The organism is Cellvibrio sp. UBA7661, from assembly GCA_002483365.1.
Taxonomy (GTDB): domain Bacteria; phylum Pseudomonadota; class Gammaproteobacteria; order Pseudomonadales; family Cellvibrionaceae; genus Cellvibrio.
Genome location: DLHT01000003.1, coordinates 29,789 through 50,312, shown reverse-complemented (window position 1 = coordinate 50,312; position 20,524 = coordinate 29,789). Strand labels below are relative to the sequence as shown.

Sequence of the window (20,524 nt, the reverse complement as noted above, 5' to 3'; positions counted from 1 at the left end):
TGCCATTTCCTTACAGGTAGCAGCCAATAAAAAACCGGCTCAGGGCCGGTTTTTTATTGCAGGTCTTTCACTCTTTCTTTATTGGTCATGCTTGTGATGGAAGGGCGCGAACCAGCAGATCAGAAAAGACGGGATGGTTGCCGCCATCACAAAAATAAAATAGCCGACGTAACCCATGCTTTCCTGCAGCGCCCCGCTCACCATGCCGGTGAGCATCATGCACAATCCCATCAGTGCAGTACCGAATGCATAGTGCGTAGTGGCGTATTTACCGGGCGCGAGTTGCTGCATTAAATAAATCATGAACCCGACTGAGCCAATACCAAAGAAGAACTGCTCAATAATGACACCGGCGCTAATCAACGCATGGCTTTCCGGTTGATAGATGGCCATCAACAAGAAGGTGATATTGGGGATGTTGACGCAGAAACAGAGCGGGAACAGCGCTTTTTGCAAGCCTTTTTTAGCGACATAAGCGCCGCCGATCAATGAGCCGACCAGCAATGCAACCAGCCCCAGGGTGCCGTAAATAATCCCGAATTCCTGATTGGTGAGCGCGAGGCCGCCATTTTCTACGCTGTCTTTCATGAACAGCATGCTGGGTGCATTGAGGAAGCCGAAGCTGATGCGGAATAACAACGCAAAACCGATCATCAGCCAAATACCTTGCTTCTGGAAGAAGGTGATAAAGGCATCGACCAGAGTGCTTATCGCCTCTTTCGGATTGCGTGGTGTGTTCTCTGCGCGTGCGCCTTCGGGCATAACCCGCCAGTGCCAAAGCGCCATAATCAGCATCAGCACACCCAACAAGGCGAAGACGATCTGCCAGGATTTGATCCACTCGGGGCCAGATACGTGAGGATCAAGACCGAAGTAATCTTCGTGCAGTACGCCGCTGAGCACCACCATCACGCTCATCATGGCAAGCTTGCCCAGATTCCAGCTCAGGCTTTGCCAGCCGCAATACAGCGCCTGGGATTTGGCATCGAGCGAGGTTACATAAACCCCATCGGTGGTGATGTCTTGTGATGATCCGATAAAAGACAATACCCAGAAAAAGGCGAGCATCAAGGTGATGTAGTTCGGTAAACCCATGACAAGGGCAACGCCGATAAAGCCAACACCAAGCAGGATTTGGCAGAGCAGTACAAAAAACTTTTTGGTTTTGTACATTTCCAGAAAGGCGGCGAAGAATGGCTTGATGGTGTAGGCGAGGCCGAGTGCGCTGGCGTAAGCGGCGGCTTCGGTGTTATTCATGCCGAGGTTGCTGAACATCACCACGGCGGCAGCGGTCAGCATGTTGTAGGTCAATGCCATCGTAAAATAACCGGATGGCACCCACAGAAGGGGGTGTTTGGTCGCAGGGGCAGAACTCATGGTAAATACCTTGTGTTGTTCACTGTTATTGTTGTGTGACAACGCCACCTGCTCGTGCTGTCAGGTTTGTATCCGGCGCTATTCACTGCCACTGGTTGTATTCTTGTTGGCGTATTCCCTGCCGATAATGCTTTTGTAATCCACCTTGGGAACAAAGGCCACTCTGGGTGGCCTTTGTGATCTCTCTCACCTGATCAGGCGGTTGATGCCAGTTTGGTGCAGGTTGGCTTATTTGCCGGCTTTGTAGGTTTCAGCGGCTTTAAGGATTTCAGCGCGCGCCTCTTCCAAATCGCCCCAGCCAGCCACTTTAACCCACTTGCCTTTTTCCAGGTCTTTGTAGTGCTCAAAGAAGTGCTCGATCTGCTTCAGGGTAATTTCCGGCAGGTCTTGAAGGGTTTTGACATTGCTGTACAGGGTAGTCAGTTTGTCGTGCGGAACGGCAACGATTTTTGCATCTTCGCCGGCTTCGTCGGTCATCTTCAACACGCCCAGTGGGCGGCAGCGAATCACGGAACCTGCTTGTACTGGCTGAGGGAATACCACCAACACGTCAGCGGCATCGCCATCGCCACACAGGGTTTGCGGGATATAACCGTAGTTGCATGGATAGTACATGGCGGTGCTAACCAAACGGTCAACAAACAGTGAATTACTGTCTTTGTCGATCTCGTATTTGATGCCGGAATTCATAGGGATTTCGATAACAACGTAGAAGTCATCGGGCAGGCTTTTGCCAGCGGGGACAAGTTCAAAACTCATGGTAGATACCTGATGTGTAAGGATTGCAGAAGGTTATGGAATTCTTTGAGCTGATCGGCGGCGGATTCTACCACAACAAAAAGGCAGCGATAGCAGCCACTGCGAGGGTCGCTGCAGCAAGGATTAACCAGGTGGTGCGGCGGCTTCGTTGGGTATCGGGCTCAATGCGGTTGCCCGGTGATGTCGGGCGTGTTTTCCAGCGCTTGGGCTCACTGCTGGGCAGCTTGCGCTCGATGGGTTTGCTCAGCTCATCAATCGGTTTGCGGATGCGGGTTTTATTCTCTTCCAGATCGGGCGCAACAATGCGGAAACTATACACATCCAGTCGCAAACGGTCGCCGTTATTGGCGGTAGCGTTATCGACCCGCAATTCATTCAGGTAGGTGCCGTTGGCTGAGCCAAGGTCTTTGATGCGCAGATGGTTGCCCTCGACGCTGATTTCCACATGGCGGCGCGACAAATGCGTACCGGGAATAACGATATCGCACTGGTTGCCGCGCCCAATGACCGTTGCGCGCTCAGGCATCAGCATAAAATGTTTGCCAGCCAGCCAGCTGCTGTCAGAGACAAGCCGCCAGGGTGCAGCGGCAGGCTCTTTGGTTTTATCGGGTAGGCTGCGGGGGTCGAGTACAATGATTTCGGCGCTGCCGATTTTGATAATATCGCCGGGCAGGATTTCTTTCTGGGTGATGCGCTGGCCGTTCACAAAGCAGCCGCTGGTGCTGTTGTTGTCCTTGAGTAAGTAACGGGTGTTTTCCTGGATGACCTTGGCGTGTACGGGATCTATGTCTTTATCGTCGATAACCAGATGATTGTCTGCGGAGCTGCCAATCGAGAACAGTTTTTCAACAACCCACAAGGGCGGGCGTCGATTGTCCTTAAAATGAAGTTTAAGCATGGCCGATCCGTATTTTTGTCGTCTAAATAATCTTTTATGTGTGTATCTACCCTGATAAAGCCGATTTTGGCGTCGATCCCGTAAGTTGAATGACATTACCATCGAATTCTATTAACTCATACCCCAAAGGGCAATTGTATGGCTGATATTCCTGTTGCTGACTCTCCATTGGCAGCTCCCGAGGCTAACAACAAAGTGGTGATTCACTACTGCAATATGTGCCGCTGGATGCTGCGCTCGGCTTGGCTCGCGCAAGAGCTGCTCAGTACCTTTGACGGCGAGCTGGATGAGGTTGCGTTGCACCCGGGCACCGGCGGGATTTTCCATGTCTGGCTCAATAATGAGCTGGTGTGGGACAGGGTTCGCGATGGCGGTTTTCCGGAGGCCAAGGAGCTTAAGCAGCGTGTGCGCGATGTGCTTTGCCCTGATCGATCCCTTGGTCATAGCGATGGCCATAAAAAATCTGACTGACTTTCCACTTACTTTTGTAACAAATCGTTTCCCGCGGCCGGATTAATGGCCTTTTTACTGTTTTGCCCAGGTGTGGCTGGCATAATGGCGGCCACGTCCGGGCGATGTCTCACAGGCAATTACCGCCCGGTTTTTGTCGTTCAGGGAACCCCTACCAACCGGATTTTTCCATGCAGATACTTTCACGCTTTTATTTGTCACTTAACCGTCTTTATCGCGCGCTGGTTATCAACCGTCCCTACCATGTGTTTACCGGTCTTGTGATCCTCACCATTGTGGCCGCCTTTGGCATGACCAATTTCAAATTGGATGCCTCTGCTGATTCGCTCACACTGGAACACGATACTTCTATTGATTACTTGCGCGAAATTTCCAAGCGCTACCAAAGCGGTGATTTTCTGGTGCTGACTTATGCACCCAAAGCCGAAATGTTTTCCGATGAATCGATCAACACACTTAAACAGCTGCGCGATGAATTAGCGAATGTCGATGGTGTGGCGAGTGTGTATTCGATGATCGATGTCCCGCTGCTGTACAGCCCAATGCGTACCTTGGCGGAGCAAAAAGAATCAACACGCACCTTGTTAACGCCCGGTGTCGATCGTGCGCTGGTCAAGCAAGAATTTTTAACCAGCCCGATTTACCGCGATATGTTGCTGAGTGCCGATGGCACTACGTCGGCGATCCTGCTCAATCTGAAAGTGAATAATCAATACATTGAAATGGCGCGTCATCGCGATGCTTTGCGTTTAAAGCGTCATAAAGAAGGGCTGAGTGAAACAGAAGTAAAAGAGTTGGAACGTGTTTCTGCAGAATTTCTTGCATACCGGACCGCAACGGCAGCGCAAGATGCTGCGCGTGTGGAAATTGTGCGCGGTATCGTTAGCAAGTATCAGGATCGCGCGCAAATTTTCCTGGGCGGTGTGAGCATGATCACTACCGATATGATCGCTTATATCAAAAGCGATCTGGTGGTGTTTGGCAGTGCGCTTATCGCTTTTATTATTTTTATGCTCGCCTTTTTATTCCGCCAATGGCGTTTTGTAATTTTGCCGTTAACCGTTTGTTTAATGTCGGTAACCTTGATGCTGGGTTGGCTCAGCTGGATTGATTGGCGGCTTACAGTCATATCATCCAACTTTGTTGCTCTGTTATTGATCATGGTGTTCGCATTTACGATCTATGTTGTGGTGCGCTACCGTGAATTACATGCAATTGACCCGGATATGTCGCAAGCCGATTTGGTATTGCAAACCATGCGCGATATGGCCATTCCCTGTTTATATTCGGCCTTGACCACCATAGTCGCATTTATGTCATTAGTGATGAGCGGCATTCGCCCGGTGATTGATTTTGGCTGGATGATGACGATCGGTTTGTGTGTGGGTTTTGTGTTGGTGTTTGTCATCCTGCCTGCCGGTTTGATGATCCTGCCCAAAGGCGAGCCTAAAGATCGCGGTGACAATTCGGCGGCATTGACAGTAAGGTTTTCAAAGCTGGCAGAATTTCATGGTGGGAAAATTCTATTGCTGAGTGTGTTGATTGCATTGGTTGGTGTGTGGGGAATCAGCAAATTGGAAGTGGAGAATCGCTTTGTTGATTATTTTAAAGACGACAGTGAAATCCATCAGGGATTAAGTGTTATTGATCGCCAGCTCGGCGGTACGGTAACGCTCGATATTATTTTGGATGCTGAAAAGAACACAATTGTCATCAATGAAAGTGATGAAGAAATAGAAGAAGATCCTTTTGCTGAAGATACAACTGCCGACCCGGCAAGCGACATGGATTTGGAAGAAGATCCTTTCGCTGAAGTAGGCGATGAAGATGCGTTTGCCGAAGACAGTGATACCACTTCATCAGCATCGAGTTACTGGTTTAGTGTGGCAGGTTTGGATCAAATCAAACAGTTGCATAATTATCTGGAATCTTTGCCGGAAGTTGGCAAAGTGCAATCGTTGGCAACGGTGTATCAGTTGGCGCGCGATATTAATAAAGGCAAGCTTAACGATTTTGAATTGAACGTTATGCGCAATATGCTTTCGGACGATATCAAAGGTTTTCTGATCAGGCCGTACTTGTCGGATGAGCAACAGCAAACACGAATTACCCTGCGTGTGATTGAAACAACACCTGATTTGAAGCGCGCTGAATTGGTCGAAAAAATTCGCCAATACGCTATCACCGAAGGTGGGTTTCACCCCGAGCAAGTGAACTTCACCGGCATGTTGGTGTTGTATAACAATATGTTGCAGAGTTTATTTGCCTCGCAAATTTCAACCATCGGTGTCGTGTTTGTTTCGATCATGCTGATGATGATGGCGCTGTTCCGCTCAATTAAAATTGCTGTTATTGCCATACTGCCAAATATTCTGGCAGCGGGAACCGTGTTGGGGGCGATGGGTTTGGTAGGAATTCCGCTGGATATGATGACCACAACTATCGCAGCGATTGTGGTTGGCGTGGGGGTGGATCAGGCGATCCAATATTTCTATCGCTTCCGTGCCGAGTTTGCGCACGACCACAATTATGTTGAAGCTATGCATCGCTCGCATGCATCAATCGGCCGCGCGATGTACTACACCTCGGTCACCATTATTGTTGGTTTTTCCATCCTGATGTTGTCGGAATTTATTCCATCCATTTATTTCGGTGCATTGACGGCATTTGCTATGTTGATGGCGGTGGTTGGTTCACTCACATTGCTGCCGAAGCTGATTTTATTGATGAAACCATTCGGGCCGGAAAAATAAATTTTCCGGTTGAAAAAAAGGGCGCGATATATCGCGCCCTTTTTTATTTGTCGTTGTTGTCTTTTATTTTTGTTAATCGATTACCAATCCATTAGCGCTTTGAGTTGGGGTGCCAGATCTGCTGCCATGGCTGCATGTTGTGATTTGGTCGGGTGGGCATCTTGCTCGTCCCCGGGATAATGTGGCGATGTGACTTGATGTACACGAGCTGCATTCACGCGCGAAATCGTTTCGCGAATATAATCAATTAGTGCCGCTTTTTTATCGCCATGCAAAATAGCTCCTTCGGTGAGTGCAATATGTGCGTGCGGATAATCTTTAAGTAATTGATTAACCAGCTTTACGTAAGTGCGTACATAGGTCTCGCGTTCGGGAATATCGGTGCTGAAATCATTGGTGCCTATGGCGCTGACAATTAAATCGGGTTGATACGCTTTTTTATTCCAGCTAACCGGTGCTGCCTGGTCTGCAATAGTGAGTGGATAAAAATCCGGTAGATTCAATTCATCGGTTTTACCATTCCAGCTGCGCACCAGCCCCCTTCCTCCGTAACACACTAATTGCGCTTGTGCATTTAATGCAGCGGCAGTGAGCATGCCATAGGATTCGCGTGCGTTTGACCAGGATGGGTTCGGTTTTTCACCCGGGATGCGGTCAATCATTTCGGCGCAGGTAACTGAGTCACCCAGAAATAACAATTTGCGTTTTGGTAATAATGGCGGTGGGAGTAATTCGCCTTTATCTAACGTAAATGTTTTGATGGTTGATATGCCTTGCCAGGTTTCGGTGCGGTTAACGATGCGTACACTGTGTTTGCCTGTGGTCGCAAAGCGAAATAATTCCACCGTGGTAGCCTCTTTTGCAAGTTGGATGGCTATTGCGGGGCCTTCATCCACAATCACATCAATCCAGCCGTTTCCTGTATTGCTCTGCGCAACCATCTCCAGTTTTGATGCTTTCACTTCCAGCAAAAACGTTACACCAGGGTACGCGAAGCGCACACTGCCATCACCTTGCTGTTGTGTTCTCCCCATAAGACCAATGCGTTCATCGTTAGCATTAATGGTTTCAGCGAAGAGGTTGGCGCTCATAAATAAAATCATCACTAGCGAAATAATATATTGTGCGTAGTGTTTCATGATGCGCCGCCTATTTTAATAACTGTTGAATGTCGGGCAGCATTGCATCCACCCAAATTTGATAGCCTTTTGGGGTGGGATGCAAAAAATCATTCATGATGTCAGTGGATATATTGCCGTTTTTTTCCAGCAGCAGGGCACCGTAATCTTTAAAGAAAATCGTTGTTTGGTTACCAAGTTGCGCAATAAGGTGGTTTAATTTTTTAACATGCTTGCGGTTATCCGAGCTCGCCAGTTGATCAAAGGGAAATACGCCATTGAGCAGAATTTTGCTGTGCGGCCAAGCTAGCTGTAGCTGCGCGACAACCTTGGCAACACCTTGCGCTACTTGTTCTGGTGTCTCGTGCAGATGGCCAAAATTATTGACGCCGATCATCAATACAATAAGCTTGGGTTGCATATTGCCTATAGCGCCGTGCTGTAAACGCCAGAGTACATTCGCAGTGTGATCGCCACCGATACCAAAGTTAGCGGCCTTGAGCGGTTTGAAGTGCTTGTCCCAGAGTTGCCAATCCCAACCTGCGGTAATGGAGTCGCCAATAAACAACAGATCAACTTCTTCATACTGTGCGACAACGACATCTTCAGCGTGGCGCTTGTCCCAGTTTTTAACTGGCATCCAGTCAAATTCAATCGTACGTTTTGTGGGGATTGTGCCAGCGGGCGTTTCATCCTGTTTTGCGTGAGCGAAACCGGCCAAAAAAGAAAGCAAACATATCCAGATTATAGGGTGACGAAACATAGAGGTTTCCTGCGTAGTGAAGTTTTTAATTTTGGCAATTGATATGGTGTAAACCAATCAATTGCCGTGCAGGCTGCGTGTTTTTGATAAGGTGCACTGGTGTGCTTATGTTTTTATATGTTGTTTTAGTTTTTCAAGCTTAGCCGTTCATTGTGTGAGTTCAAGCTTTGAACACCGGCGATATTTAAAATCAAATCCAGTAACTCATCCCATGGCTCTGCATTGCGCATGCCTTTTACCGCTTTATCAATGCCATTGGCTTTGCGCAACAATTGTTGCAATTGCGCTGGTTTTAATCTGCGCAGCGCCGCCTGCATCAGCGGTTGGCGTTTATCCCATACACCGGCTTGTTTGGCCGCCCAATCAAAATGTTTTCCCTGTGCGACTGCCTGTGAAATTTGCACCAATGCGCGAATTTCGCGTGTCACTGCCCAGAGAATATTAATCGGTTCTGTGCCTTCCGTTTTTAATCCTTGCAGGGTGCGCACGGCTGCGCGGGCATCGCCGTGCAATGCTTTATCGGTCAGGCCGAAAATATCGTAACGCGCGCTGTCAGCAACAACCGAGGCCATAAGCTCATAGCTGACGCGGTTATCGGTAGTGAGCAGTTTTAATTTTTCAATTTCCTGGGCAGCGGCTAACAGGTTGCCCTCAATGCGTGAGGCAAGCAGGTCTATCGCATCGCTGTCGGCGTGTAGTCCTGCTTGTTGCAAACGCACGCCAATCCAGCGCGGTAGTTGCGCGGGAGTAACCGGCCAAATTTGGATGTGTTGTCCTGCATCTTCAATGGCTTTAAACCATTTGCTTTTTTGTGTCGCACCATCGAGTTTTTCAGTGACGATCAACAATAAATTATCCGGTGCTGGTGATTGCGCATACTCCTGCAACACTTTTCCGCCTTTGTCACCGGGTTTGCCGCTGGGCATGCGCACTTCAAGGATTTTCTTTTCTGCAAACAGGGACAAGCTGTTCGCTGCAGCGAGCAACTGATTCCAATCAAAACTGGTATCGACATGATAAAGCTCGCGCTCGCTGAAACCATTTTTGCGCGCAGCAGCGCGGATTTGGTCGCAGGATTCCTGAATTAATAAGGGCTCATCACCCGATACTAAATAAATAGCAGACAAGTGTTTGCCCAGTGCGGCTCCTAATTGTTCGGCGCGCAATTTGGGCATTTTATTCTGTCGCAACGGGGGCAGAGGGCGTTGGAACAGGAGCGGGATTTGCGCTGATATTTTTTACCCGGCGCAAAATACTGCTAGCCAATTCGCGGCGCATTTCACGCAGTATCAACTCTTCTTCCTGTGCTGCGCCATTGGCGTTATTCACGTTGTAATTGTAGGTGCGCGAGATGCGTGCGCTGGTGTTGCGCGGTGTCAGAATGCCCTGGGCATTGCTTACGCGATAATCTACGCTGAGAATAATTTCATAGGCGCTCGTCAGGGCGTCGCTACCGACACCTGCTGTGCGTTTGTCCATTACTTCCCGCTCTATATGCAATGTAAGCGGTGTATTTGTGGGTGATGGGTTAGTAACTGATGAATTAATAGGCGCTGTCAGTTCACTGATTTTGTAGGCAGGAAATAATTGGCGCAGGCTGTTGATCAGCGGACTGTGATCGTCGGTGGCGATGACAGCGAGATCCAGTGGTGCGGTCATTGCCAGTTTATCGCCACCCACAGCAGAGCCGCGCAAATGCCAGCCGCACGCGGAGAGAGAAAGAATTAATAAACCGGCAATAATTTTTTTCATAACAGACCTGTATTGTAAATCCCTCCCAGCCTCCCTTTTTCAAAGGGAGGGGCAAACTCCCTGTTGAATCTCGCATCCTGCTCATTAAATCTTTTGGTGATTCTGTGCACCAAAATTCCCCCGTTGAAAAAGGGGCTAGGGGGATTTGCTTTTAATTAGCAACAATGTTGACCAATTTATTAGGGATCACAATTACCTTGCGCACGGTTACGCCTTCGAGGAAACGCTGCACATTTTCTTGTGCAAGTGCTTCAGCTTCGAGTTGCTCTTTGGGTACATCAACGGCGACATCCAGCTTACCGCGCAACTTGCCGTTTACTTGCACAACCACTTCTACGGTGGAGCGAGTCAGTGCGCTTTCATCCAGAGTTGGCCAGGGTTGGTTCAACGGAATTTCTTTGTTGCCCAGTTCTGACCAGAGCGCATGAGTGATGTGCGGGACAATCGGAGCGAGTAATAAAATCGCCGCTTCCAGTGCTTCGCGTTCTACCGCCAAACCTTGCGGGTTGGCGCGGTCAGCGAGTTTGCTGGTTTCATTCAACAATTCCATCACCGCAGCGATAGCGGTGTTGAAGGTTTGGCGACGGCCGTAATCGTCGCTGACTTTTTGGATGGTCTCGTGGGTTTTTCTGCGCAAATCTTTCTGTGCTTGTGGCAGGTTTTCTGCGTCAAGCTTGCCGGGTGTACCTGCATTGATGTGACCTTCAACAGCCTTCCACAAACGACGCAAGAAACGGCTCGCACCTTCTACACCGGAATCGCTCCACTCCAGGCTTTGCTCTGGCGGAGCAGCGAACATGGTGAATAAGCGGACGGTGTCGGCGCCGTATTGGCTGATTACGCTTTCCGGATCAACGCCATTGGATTTGGATTTGGACATTTTGATCACGCCGCCAAATTCCACTGGCTCGCCGGTGGTTTTGTGTTTGGCGGAAATAAAGCGGCCTTTGTCATCGCGCTCGATAACCACATTTTCCGGTTCGATCCAGTTCTCTTTACCTTCGCTTTTGGTGAAGAAAGATTCGGCATTTACCATGCCCTGGCAGAGCAGACGCTCGAAGGGTTCATCGCCACTGACGAGGCCTTCATCACGCATTAATTTGTGGAAGAAACGCGAGTAGAGCAAATGCAAAATCGCGTGTTCGATACCGCCCACATACTGATCCACCGGCAACCAGTAATCGGCCGCGGCTTTGTTGATCATGCCATCGGTAAAATTCGGGCAGGTGTAGCGTGCGTAGTACCAGCTGGATTCCATGAAGGTATCGAAGGTATCGGTTTCGCGCTCAACGTATTGGCCATTTAATTCGTCTTTTTTCCATTCCGGATCGGCTTTGATGGGCGATTGCACGCCGTTCATCACCACATCTTCCGGAAGTAACACGGGCAACTTGTGCGCAGGAACCGGAATTTCACCGCCTTCAGGCAGGTTAAACATAGGGATAGGTGCGCCCCAGTAACGCTGGCGGGATACACCCCAGTCGCGCAAACGGTAATTGGTTTTTACGCGGCCTTTGCCTGCCATTTCCAGGGTGCTGGCGATGGAATCAAACGCGGCGTTAAAGTCGAGTCCATCGTACTCACCGGAATTAACCAGCACGCCTTTTTCGGTGAAAGCGGCTTTGCTCAAGTCGATTGCTTCGCCATTGGCGGGCGCGATCACTTGAGTAATTCCCAAATTGTATTTCTGCGCAAATTCGTAATCGCGTTGATCGTGGGCAGGAACTGCCATCACTGCACCTGAACCGTAATCCATCAGCACATAGTTGGCGACCCACACCGCAACCGGTTCACCGGTGATGGGGTGCAGCGCTTTAATGCCGGTATCCATGCCTTTCTTTTCCATAGTCGCAATATCGGCTTCGGCGACGGATTGCACTTTGCAATCTGCAATAAATTGCGCGAGCGCCGGATTGCTCTGGGCTAAAAATTTGGAAATAGGATGCTCAGCGGCGAGGCTTACATAAGTCACCCCCATGAGGGTGTCCGGGCGCGTAGTGTAGATATCGAAGCTGGTGAATTCGCCTACAGCAGATGCCAGATCAAAACGCATTTCCAGACCGCGGCTTTTGCCGATCCAGTTGCGCTGCATGGTTTTTACTTGCTCTGGCCAGTTGGGCAGCTTGTCCAGATCGTTCAGCAATTCTTCGGCGTAGTCGGTGATTTTGATAAACCACTGCGGAATTTCTTTGCGTTCAACCAATGCGCCGGAGCGCCAACCGCGACCGTCGATCACCTGCTCATTCGCCAATACGGTTTGGTCGATTGGGTCCCAGTTCACGGTGGACATTTTTTTGTACACCAAGCCTTTCTCGTACAAACGGGTAAAGAACCACTGTTCCCATTTGTAGTATTCGGGGGTGCAGGTGGTGAGCTCGCGCGACCAGTCAAAACCGAAGCCCAATTGCTTGAGTTGGCTGCGCATGTGGTCGGTATTGGAATAGGTCCACTTGGCCGGTGCGGTATTGTGCTTGAGCGCGGCATTTTCGGCGGGCAGGCCGAACGCGTCCCAGCCCATGGGGTGCAATACGTTTTTGCCCTGCATACGTTGGTAGCGGGCGATCACATCAGTAATGGTGTAGTTGCGCACATGGCCCATGTGCAGTTTGCCGCTGGGGTAGGGGAACATCGCCAGGCAATAGAATTTTTCCTTGCTGGTGTCTTCAACCACTTTGAAGCTGTTGTTGGCTTCCCAGTATTGCTGTGCTTGTGCTTCGACTTCGGCGGGGTTGTATTGTTCTTGCATGGACGTGTACGGCCTATTACTGAAAATGGGAATGTGAGAAAGGCGATGATTATAGAGGGATGAGGTTGAAAAGGGGTAGTAATCGCAGTAGATCCTCAGTCGCCGTCAGGTATTGGCGGTACAGTGGCGCGTGAGATAGTCCTCATGGCGCGGCAACACAGCCGCTGTTTTGGCGATGGCTTCTTTTAAGTGCCGCATGTTTTGAATAAGCGCAGTCTCGGGTACACGATCCACCAGTGCGTCGTAATGGGTGGGGTTGATACCTTGCCCGAGCATGACCGCCAGCCAGCTGTGGGGTGTGAATAAATCATCTGGCGCGGCAATAACGCGGCCGCTGCCGCGAAAAATCTCCAGTTTGGACGCCAAAGTATCCGGAAGCTCCATATTGCCCACATAGCGCCAAAATTCGGTATCCCGGCGCTGGGTGGCGCTGTAGTGCAGCACGATAAAATCCCTGAGTCGCTCGTAATCGGCGGTCATTATCCGGTTGTAGTGCGCAATCTCCGCCGTATTGATGCCGCGCCCCGGCCAGAGGTTAATAAGCCGCTGAATGCCAATTTGCGTTAAATGGATACTGGTGGACTCCAGTGGTTCGATAAAACCACCGGCGAGACCTATGGCGATGCAGTTTTTCTCCCAAAAGAGGCGGCGGTGGCCGGTGCGGAAACGCAGTGGTCGCGGGTCGCCCAGTGCTTCACCATCGGCGCCGGCAAGCAGTGCCCGGTGCACGTCATCTTCATCGGCAAATGCACTTGAATAGACATACCCATTGCCCATGCGGGTTTGCAGGGGGATGCGCCAGCGCCAGCCAGCATTGTCTGCCGTGGCGCGGGTGAATGGATCTGGTGCGCCTGTTCCGGTCGTGGAAAGGGCGAGCGCCCGGTCGCAGGGTAGGTAGTGGTTCCAATCGACAAACTCGCTGTTCATCGCGCCTTCAATCAGCAGTGACTTAAAACCGCTGCAGTCGATAAACAATTCACCGGCCAGCACCTGACTGTTGGCCAATGTCACTGACTCGATCATGCCGTTATTGGGATCTTGTTGAATGCTCTCGACCAAACCCTCCACCCGACGAACGCCGCGCTGCTCGGCGTAGCGGCGCAGCAGCTGACCGTAGCGCATGGAGTCAAAATGGTAGGCGTGACGCAGGGTAGACAAAATCGCATCGCTGCCGCCCTGCGGTTGGGCGAAGCGCCCGAGGCGGGCGGCCATGGCGCAGAGGTTGTAGTCGTTGATATCGCCCGCCAGTTCGGACGGTGCTTTGCCTGTTTCTGAGAGTTCTCGCAAACGCAGCCACAGCTGGTGAAAGGCAAATTCCGGGGTATCGCGCCCATAAAAGCCAAAAGGATGGAAATAGCGTTTGCCAAGATCGAGCCAGTCAACAAATTCGATGCCGAGCTTATAAGTGCCGTGACATTCGCGCAGTACCTCGTGCTCGTCCAGCCCGAGAAATTGGTTGAATTCCAGTAATGGCGGGATGGTTGCTTCGCCAACGCCGATCACCCCTATCGCCTCGGATTCCACCAGCGTGATGGACGCATGGGGCGGCGCCATGCGCGCAATCGCGGCCGCGCACATCCAGCCGGAGGTGCCGCCGCCCACAATGACGATATTGTTCACTGGTTTCATCGCTGCCCGCCGGATGCGTTACGGAACCCTCTTGCCACCACCTCATTGATCAAGTCGCGGTGGCTCGGTACAGCGGTCATCGCCTTGTTGCTCTGCTGACGAATGCTCTCGAACTCCCGTTTGGCGTCGTCATAAAAGCGCAACGCGCCAGCGCGGGCGCTGATGTCGGTCTTGAAACCCATACCGTAAAGGATGTACTGCCAACTGTTTTCATCAAAAATGTCATGGCTGGCATCAATGTCGAGAAAGGATGGCGGCCGGTGGCGCCATTGCTCCAGCTTGCCTTTCAGATAATCGGAGGCCGAAGAGGGCGCGCGATTGTCGCGCCAAAACGCGGTATCGGTGCGCTCGCTCAAATAGTAGTGCAGCTTGATAAAGTCGATCACATGCTCAAAACGTTTGGTCATGGCCTGGTTGAATTGTTGGGCCGAGCGCTCGTAATCGCCCGACCAGGGAAACAGGTTGCACAGCATAAGTGCGGCAACCTCGGCAAAACTGATGCCGGTGGCTTCCAGCGGCTCGATAAAACCCACCGATAGCCCAACGCCGATACAGTTTTTGTGCCATTGGGTTTTGCGAAACCCGGCTTCAAAGGCCAGTTTCCGGTGTTGAAGAGTATCGGCAGCAGGGCCTATGTAGCGTTTCAAGGTGGCCAGTGCTTCATCGTCACTACAGTAATTAGACGCGTAGACATAGCCGACTCCGCGGCGGTTATGCAGGCCGATATCCCAAATCCAGCCTGCGTCTTGCGCGCTGGTATAGGTGCAGGAGGGAATGGGCGCATCGGGCCGATCATAGGGCACCTGCATGGCCACCGCGCGGTTGCAGAATAATTGATCTTTATAGGAGGTAAATTCCGAGCCCAGCGCTTCGCCGATCAGCCGCGCGCGGAACCCGGTGCAATCGATGTACAGATCGGCCTTGAGTTCGCCGTGGGTGCGCCCCTGTACTGAGGCGATGCCGCTTTCATCGACCTTCACATCGTCGATGGTATCGATCAGCCGCTTCACGCCCATCGCCATGGCCTGACGGCATACCACTTGCGCCAGTTTTCCCGCATCAAAGTGATAGGCGTAGTTCAGCGGCGCGTTGTAATTGGGGTGGGTAATCAGCTTGGGTGCCAGTTTGGCGTCCACCACCCGCTCTTGTACGGTACAGGCTTCGGCCCAGGGAACATCCCCGGCCACACCGAGCAACCAATAGGGAAGAAGGTCCATGTCGGTATGTTGTGACGCGACCTGGAAGGGATGGAAATAGGTGTCATGGGGTTCGTCGGCTGGATTTTTCCTCCAGTTATTGAACCTGATGCCTTGTTTAAAGGTGGCATCGGCTTCCCGAATCAGCGCGCTTTCATCGAGGCCGATGCGACTCATGGTCTTACGGATAATCGGGAAGGTACCCTCGCCAACGCCGAGGATACCGATTTCGTCAGACTCGACCAGCGTAATGGTCACGCCGCCGGGAGTGTCCGCCGCCAGCATCCGCGCCATATAGGCGGCGCAGATCCAACCGGCGGTTCCTCCTCCAACAATCAGAACGCTCTTGCTCATTTATGTGCCTCTTATTATCTGCTCAAGTTTGCTCAAGAGCGTTCTGCCGTGCCCAGTTAACCCTAATGCTCGGTTAACAGTTGGTACTCAGTTAAAAGTTAATGCCCAGGTGCAAGCCAATACGACGGTCAGTCACAAACACCGCGCGATCAACAAAGCGCCCCTGCAGGATTTCCATCTCGGTGCGCTGGTCTTCGTCGGTGATGTTTTGCACATCCAGTTTGATGTTGACGTTATCGGTCAAACGGTAAGAGATGCTGCCATCCAGCCGACCGGAGGCCGCCGCGTAGACCGGCATACCGAACTGGATTTGCTGCCCGTTAAACGGATCGTTATAGACGTTGGTCGTGCCTGAGTCGTTGGTGGTCGTTAAATAACGGTCACGCCAGTTCCAGGCCAAACGCGCACTGAATCTATCCCAATCGTACAGCAGGGTGGTGGAGTAGGCCCACTCCGACAGTCCGATCACCGGCACCTTGAGTTCATCGCCATTAATGTCCTGGGCAAAAGCGTCAGGAGCTTCATTGTCGATATAGGTGACATTCATCTCAATACCAAAGCCGCTCATCCAACCCGGCAGTGCATCGAAATAGGTGCGTCCGCCCAGTTCAAAACCACGGATGATGGTGTCTTCATCTGCGTTGAAGTTGGTACGGCTAGTGACTGAACCATCCAGGAAGTTACTGCCCGTTCCATCCGCCAGTGCCGATTGCGGGTAATCCCCTTCGGAGAAGAAGTCGCTCGCCGGTGCTGAGAAGTTATTGAAAGTGATGTAGTTATCGATGGTCTTGTGGAACAACGCCAAGGTCATCGAGGTACCTTTTTTGGGGTACCACTCGAACGAGAGGTCGTGGTTCAGCGCGATTTCCGGCTCCAGGAAGGGGTTGCCGGTGGTATTGGTATAGCCGGAGAAAATCGCCGGAATCGATACGTCATCACCCGGGTTGAGCGCAGCCAAGTCGTCGTTGAGCGGGTTTTCGGTGGTTTGCACACCGGCAATACCTTGCGCGCGGATATCCGGGTAGCGCGGCGGAGTCAGGGTTTGGGTCAAGGCGTAGCGCATCACCCAGCCTTCCGCCGGTTCTAACTTGATATTGAACGACGGCAGGAAATAATCCTTGGAGAAGCTGCCCATGCGGTCTTTTTCGTAACCCACACTCTCGCGCGTCAATGGCGGCTGCACGCCCTCATTGGCCTCTTGCCAGGCGGCGACATTTTCCAAACCGCCCATGGCTTCCACTGATGCCTGGGCATCGGCCAAGCTCGCGTAGTAGCGCGCGCCACCACTAAAGTTGAAATTGCCCTGACTGGTAATGTCGTAATTCACCCAGCGCACCCCGAAATTACCGCTGAAATTCAGGAACCATGAATCGCTATCATTCACAAAGCCCACCATCGCATAGGCTGATTGGGTGTCATGCTCCGTCTCATAGAAGGATGGGCGCTGGTCAAAGTTGCGGTTGCGCAGTGGCCCGTTAGGTGTGCTGTAGAGATAAGTCGTTGCATCCGGATTGCTGCACTGGTGTTGGAGCTGAGGGCCGCAGGCCAGATAGGTGTCGTATACACGGTCGAACTGGTTGTAGTCGTTAACCTGACGGGTCCCCACCCAAACACCACCGAGTGAGGGGATATCCCCTTTAAAGAAATTCGAAAATTCTTCCAGTTCAAAATCGCCTTTGGGTGCAGTACTTACGAAGGGGCGTGTTACACCATTCCAGCCGCGGCCAGTTGCCGACCACCAGGTACCAACAAAGCTGTCAGATTCTTCACGTGCTGCTGCGCGGCCACCCACAGCCAGTTTTTTAAAGAAGCCATCGCCTATATCAAAATTGGCATCCAGTTGAATGGCGTGTGCTTCGCCTTCATTGGACGTGTCCAACCAGTTGATGCGGGACAGTCCGGCGTCTGCCGGGTTGGTTGACAGTGGCGTTTCAAAACTCACCACTGGCCGCTTGCCCGACATATCCATATTGATCTGCCCGATTGTCGGGATCACGGTGCTACCAAGGCTGTACTTGCCAGAGCGCGATTCGGCTTTCACGTACTGGTAGCTACCGCTCATGTCCCAGCCTTCACCGTCGTATTTGAAACCGGTGCTGTGGTCGGCCGTGCGGCTGAACGAAGGCGTGAAACTGGAGTTGGGCGATACACTGAGGCCAGAGGTCAGGTTTGGGCTGGAGATGGCGCCTTTCACGAATATGTCATCGTCAAACACCGCGCCGTCAAATACGCCAACGGGTGTGCCCGGTTCTACCGACAGGATTTGGCTGTCGCGGTTGCTGTCGCGCTCGGAGATAAACGTGGTATGGAACAACTCAAGATTGTCGTTCGGTGCCCACTGCAGTGCAGCGTAATAGCCATTGCGAATACGCTCAAATTGATCCTGGCTGTAGCGTATGCCGCCCGGCACATAGACTCGCTCGCCTTCGTATTGGGTCGCGTAATAAGGCGGGACGATGATGTTGCTGTCATGGGATTCGATCTTCGAATAAGCCAGATCGAGCAGCACCCCGAACTCACCGAAATCGGTATCAAAACGATTCGAAACCATGGCAGAAGCCGCCGGGGTAGTAGCCTCGGAGTAGTCGCCATAGCTGCCGGAAACTGCCGCATTGGCCTTGAAACCATTGAAATCAAACGGCATGCGGGTCTGCAGGTCCACGGTGCCGGAAACGCCGCCTTCAATCAGGTCGGCACGGCTTGCCTTGTACACTGTGACCGCTTTCAGCAGTTCTGGGCCCACATCTGCCCAGCTGAGGCCGGAGCCGCCATTGGCAGAGAACACTTCCCGTCCATTGATCAGGGTCTTGGTCTTGTTCAGGCCGCGGATTTGAACCCCCGAGCCCTCAAACGCAAAGCCGTCCGGCGAACCTTCGGCACCTGCGCGCACGCGGTTCATGGTGATGCCTGGCGCGCGTTCCAGAATCTCCAGCAGGGACGTACTCGGCACCTTACCGGCCTCATCCAGAACAATGGAGTCAGCCACTGTGTCCGATGCGCGTTTCATCTCTATCGCGCTTTCCATTGACTGGCGCTGACCGGTTACCACCAGTTCTTCAACCGACTCAGAGTCAGTGTTTTTTGCCTTGGCAGAAGCGCCCGATGTCGGGGTTGATTGCGCGAATACTACCGGTGTACACGCCATGATAGCGGCCGCCAGCAATGACCGCTGGAAGCCGCTGGTACGGCTGATCTGGGGCGTTTTGATTGATGTCTTAAAGGGGTTCTCTTTCATTATTGTCTCTGCCGCCATGCCTGGCAGCGCCTCCGTTTGATGTTTGCCGCTGGCACCTGAGCGGCTGGTTATTAGTGATGGTTGGAAGTGTTGGCTTCCCCCCACATCCAGCAGATAGTTTTTATGACTATCTGGCGGGTGTGGATTCTAGTGCTCTAGTATACAAGTTGACAATATCATTAAATTATCTAGAAATAATATTTTTATATTATTTTTTAAGGTGGTCTGGCTGGGCGGTGTTACAGCGGGAGGGCGATACTGGGGGAGTTTTCAAATCTGTTTTCTAGTTAGATGCAATAGGTTTTTACCTTGCATCCGCTCGTCGCGGGCGATCACACCGGTAATGGTGAATTTTGCGCTGTTACAGAAGTAAGCCAAAGGTAAGCCAATGGTAAGCGCAGCGTTTTTGCCTGGTATGGGCTTTTCGCGGCCGGATTGCTAGAGTTGATTTGTGTGTTTTTTGGTCGGGTTGTCGCTTTATCAATCTTTAGATTAAGTTTGAGCCAATAAATTCGTATTAATAATATAAGCATACGATTGGATAGTGAGTGGATAGGGCTTGGCTGTTCGTATAGAAGAATTGCCCATATAAAAGAATTACTCATATAGAAGAATAAAGACTTGGAGCGCCCGTGCAGGTGTTCATTACAGTATCCCAGTTAATCAGTACTGATAAGGAAAGCAGATGTTAAGTAAGCGATTAGCCAGTGTGTTATTTGTTGTAATTCCTTCCGTTGGTATCGCAAATGCCGATACAGATGAGCTGATGCAGAAATGGATCCAGCTCGAGAGTCAAAAAGGCAAGCTGCAAACCGAGTGGGCAGAGCGCAAAACAGAATTAGAAAGACGCCAGCAGCTGTTAATTGCCGAGCAAAGCTCATTGACCGAAATCCTGTCCCAAACGGCCGACGTTCGCTCGGATACTGACGAGCACAGAAAGAGCCTGCTAACGGACCAAGAGCGTCTTGAGCAAGAACAAGTTTTGCTGACTGAACAGGTCAATAAGGCCAAGGCCTCCTTGCAATCAATCCAATTTCGTTTGCCGCCACCACTCGCCGCTGAAGTTGACGGCAAAATGCAATCTTTGGAATCAGGATTAACCGCAAGTGAGACGCTCGAACGCCTGTTATCAATTTATAAATTAATGAATGAATTTAATCAGCGTGTAGCCATAAACAAGGCGACGATTGACGTTCCCGTCACAGGCCAGGATGCACCCCGTTCGCTGCGGGTCACACAGGTCTATTTAGGCCTAACTCAAGGTTGGTATCTCAGTGAAGATGCGAGCGAATATGGTTATGGCCGTGCAACGACATTAGGTTGGAAATGGTGGAGTAATCAAGAAGCAGAAAACGAGTTGGGGCAAAAGTTAGATCCGCGAGAAATAAAAACCTTAATTAATATTATGGAAAATCCCGCCTTGGCGAATTTGGTTACTTTGCCGGTGAAATTGGAAGTGAGGGATAACTGAGT

Annotated in this window: 14 protein-coding genes; 3 read left to right on the top strand and 11 right to left on the bottom strand. The window is 51.3% G+C overall.

The genetic code is table 11. From position 1 onward, the window contains the following. Positions 1-78 precede the first annotated feature (78 nt). From B2739_RS00520 to B2739_RS00510, 3 genes are all read right to left on the bottom strand, one after another. Complete coding sequence (locus tag B2739_RS00520) at positions 79-1,377, bottom strand: MFS transporter (RefSeq protein WP_331343926.1); 1,299 nt, start codon at positions 1,375-1,377, stop codon at positions 79-81. A gap of 228 nt (positions 1,378-1,605) precedes the next feature. Next, positions 1,606-2,136, bottom strand: a complete 531-nt coding sequence (ppa, locus tag B2739_RS00515; protein WP_331343925.1) for an inorganic diphosphatase — start codon at positions 2,134-2,136, stop codon at positions 1,606-1,608. A gap of 67 nt (positions 2,137-2,203) precedes the next feature. Next, on the bottom strand, positions 2,204-3,034 hold the full coding sequence (locus tag B2739_RS00510; RefSeq protein WP_049631037.1) for an FHA domain-containing protein: 831 nt from the start codon (positions 3,032-3,034) through the stop codon (positions 2,204-2,206). A 138-nt stretch (positions 3,035-3,172) separates the two neighbouring features. Here B2739_RS00510 and B2739_RS00505 point away from each other — a divergent pair, with 138 nt between their 5' ends. Both B2739_RS00505 and B2739_RS00500 read left to right on the top strand, forming a co-directional pair. Next, the gene (locus tag B2739_RS00505) at positions 3,173-3,505 is read left to right on the top strand and encodes a SelT/SelW/SelH family protein (RefSeq protein ID WP_331343924.1); all 333 of its coding nucleotides are present in this window, start codon (positions 3,173-3,175) and stop codon (positions 3,503-3,505) included. Between the two features lie 170 nt (positions 3,506-3,675). Beyond that, entirely contained in the window at positions 3,676-6,258 is a 2,583-nt protein-coding gene (locus B2739_RS00500) for an efflux RND transporter permease subunit (RefSeq protein ID WP_331343923.1), read from the top strand. Positions 6,259-6,338: 80 nt separating this feature from the next. Here the strand turns inward: B2739_RS00500 and axe2C are convergent, their stop codons facing one another. From axe2C to B2739_RS00460, 8 genes are all read right to left on the bottom strand, one after another. After that, positions 6,339-7,397, bottom strand: coding sequence for a bifunctional acetylxylan esterase/glucomannan deacetylase AxeC2 (gene axe2C, locus B2739_RS00495; RefSeq protein WP_331343922.1), 1,059 nt, complete (start codon positions 7,395-7,397; stop codon positions 6,339-6,341). 10 nt (positions 7,398-7,407) lie between these two features. After that, a complete protein-coding gene (locus tag B2739_RS00490; protein WP_331343921.1) occupies positions 7,408-8,139 on the bottom strand; it encodes a GDSL-type esterase/lipase family protein in 732 nt (243 codons plus the stop codon). A gap of 125 nt (positions 8,140-8,264) precedes the next feature. Then, positions 8,265-9,314: a DNA polymerase III subunit delta gene (gene holA / locus B2739_RS00485; RefSeq protein ID WP_331343920.1), complete on the bottom strand. Its 1,050-nt coding sequence runs from the start codon at positions 9,312-9,314 to the stop codon at positions 8,265-8,267. Between the two features lies 1 nt (position 9,315). Continuing rightward, entirely contained in the window at positions 9,316-9,891 is a 576-nt protein-coding gene (gene lptE, locus B2739_RS00480) for an LPS assembly lipoprotein LptE (RefSeq protein WP_331343919.1), read from the bottom strand. Between the two features lie 151 nt (positions 9,892-10,042). Next, positions 10,043-12,637, bottom strand: a complete 2,595-nt coding sequence (leuS, locus tag B2739_RS00475) for a leucine--tRNA ligase (RefSeq protein ID WP_331343918.1) — start codon at positions 12,635-12,637, stop codon at positions 10,043-10,045. 105 nt (positions 12,638-12,742) lie between these two features. Next, the gene (locus B2739_RS00470) at positions 12,743-14,266 is read right to left on the bottom strand and encodes a tryptophan halogenase family protein (protein WP_331343917.1); all 1,524 of its coding nucleotides are present in this window, start codon (positions 14,264-14,266) and stop codon (positions 12,743-12,745) included. Further along, on the bottom strand, positions 14,263-15,816 hold the full coding sequence (locus B2739_RS00465) for a tryptophan halogenase family protein (RefSeq protein WP_331343916.1): 1,554 nt from the start codon (positions 15,814-15,816) through the stop codon (positions 14,263-14,265). The genes B2739_RS00470 and B2739_RS00465 overlap by 4 nt, the downstream gene beginning before the upstream one ends. A gap of 91 nt (positions 15,817-15,907) precedes the next feature. Beyond that, positions 15,908-19,051, bottom strand: coding sequence for a TonB-dependent receptor (locus B2739_RS00460; RefSeq protein ID WP_331343915.1), 3,144 nt, complete (start codon positions 19,049-19,051; stop codon positions 15,908-15,910). Positions 19,052-19,736: 685 nt separating this feature from the next. Here B2739_RS00460 and B2739_RS00455 point away from each other — a divergent pair. Then, the gene (locus B2739_RS00455) at positions 19,737-20,522 is read left to right on the top strand and encodes a DUF3450 family protein (protein ID WP_331343914.1); all 786 of its coding nucleotides are present in this window, start codon (positions 19,737-19,739) and stop codon (positions 20,520-20,522) included. The last annotated feature ends 2 nt before the right edge of the window (positions 20,523-20,524 follow it).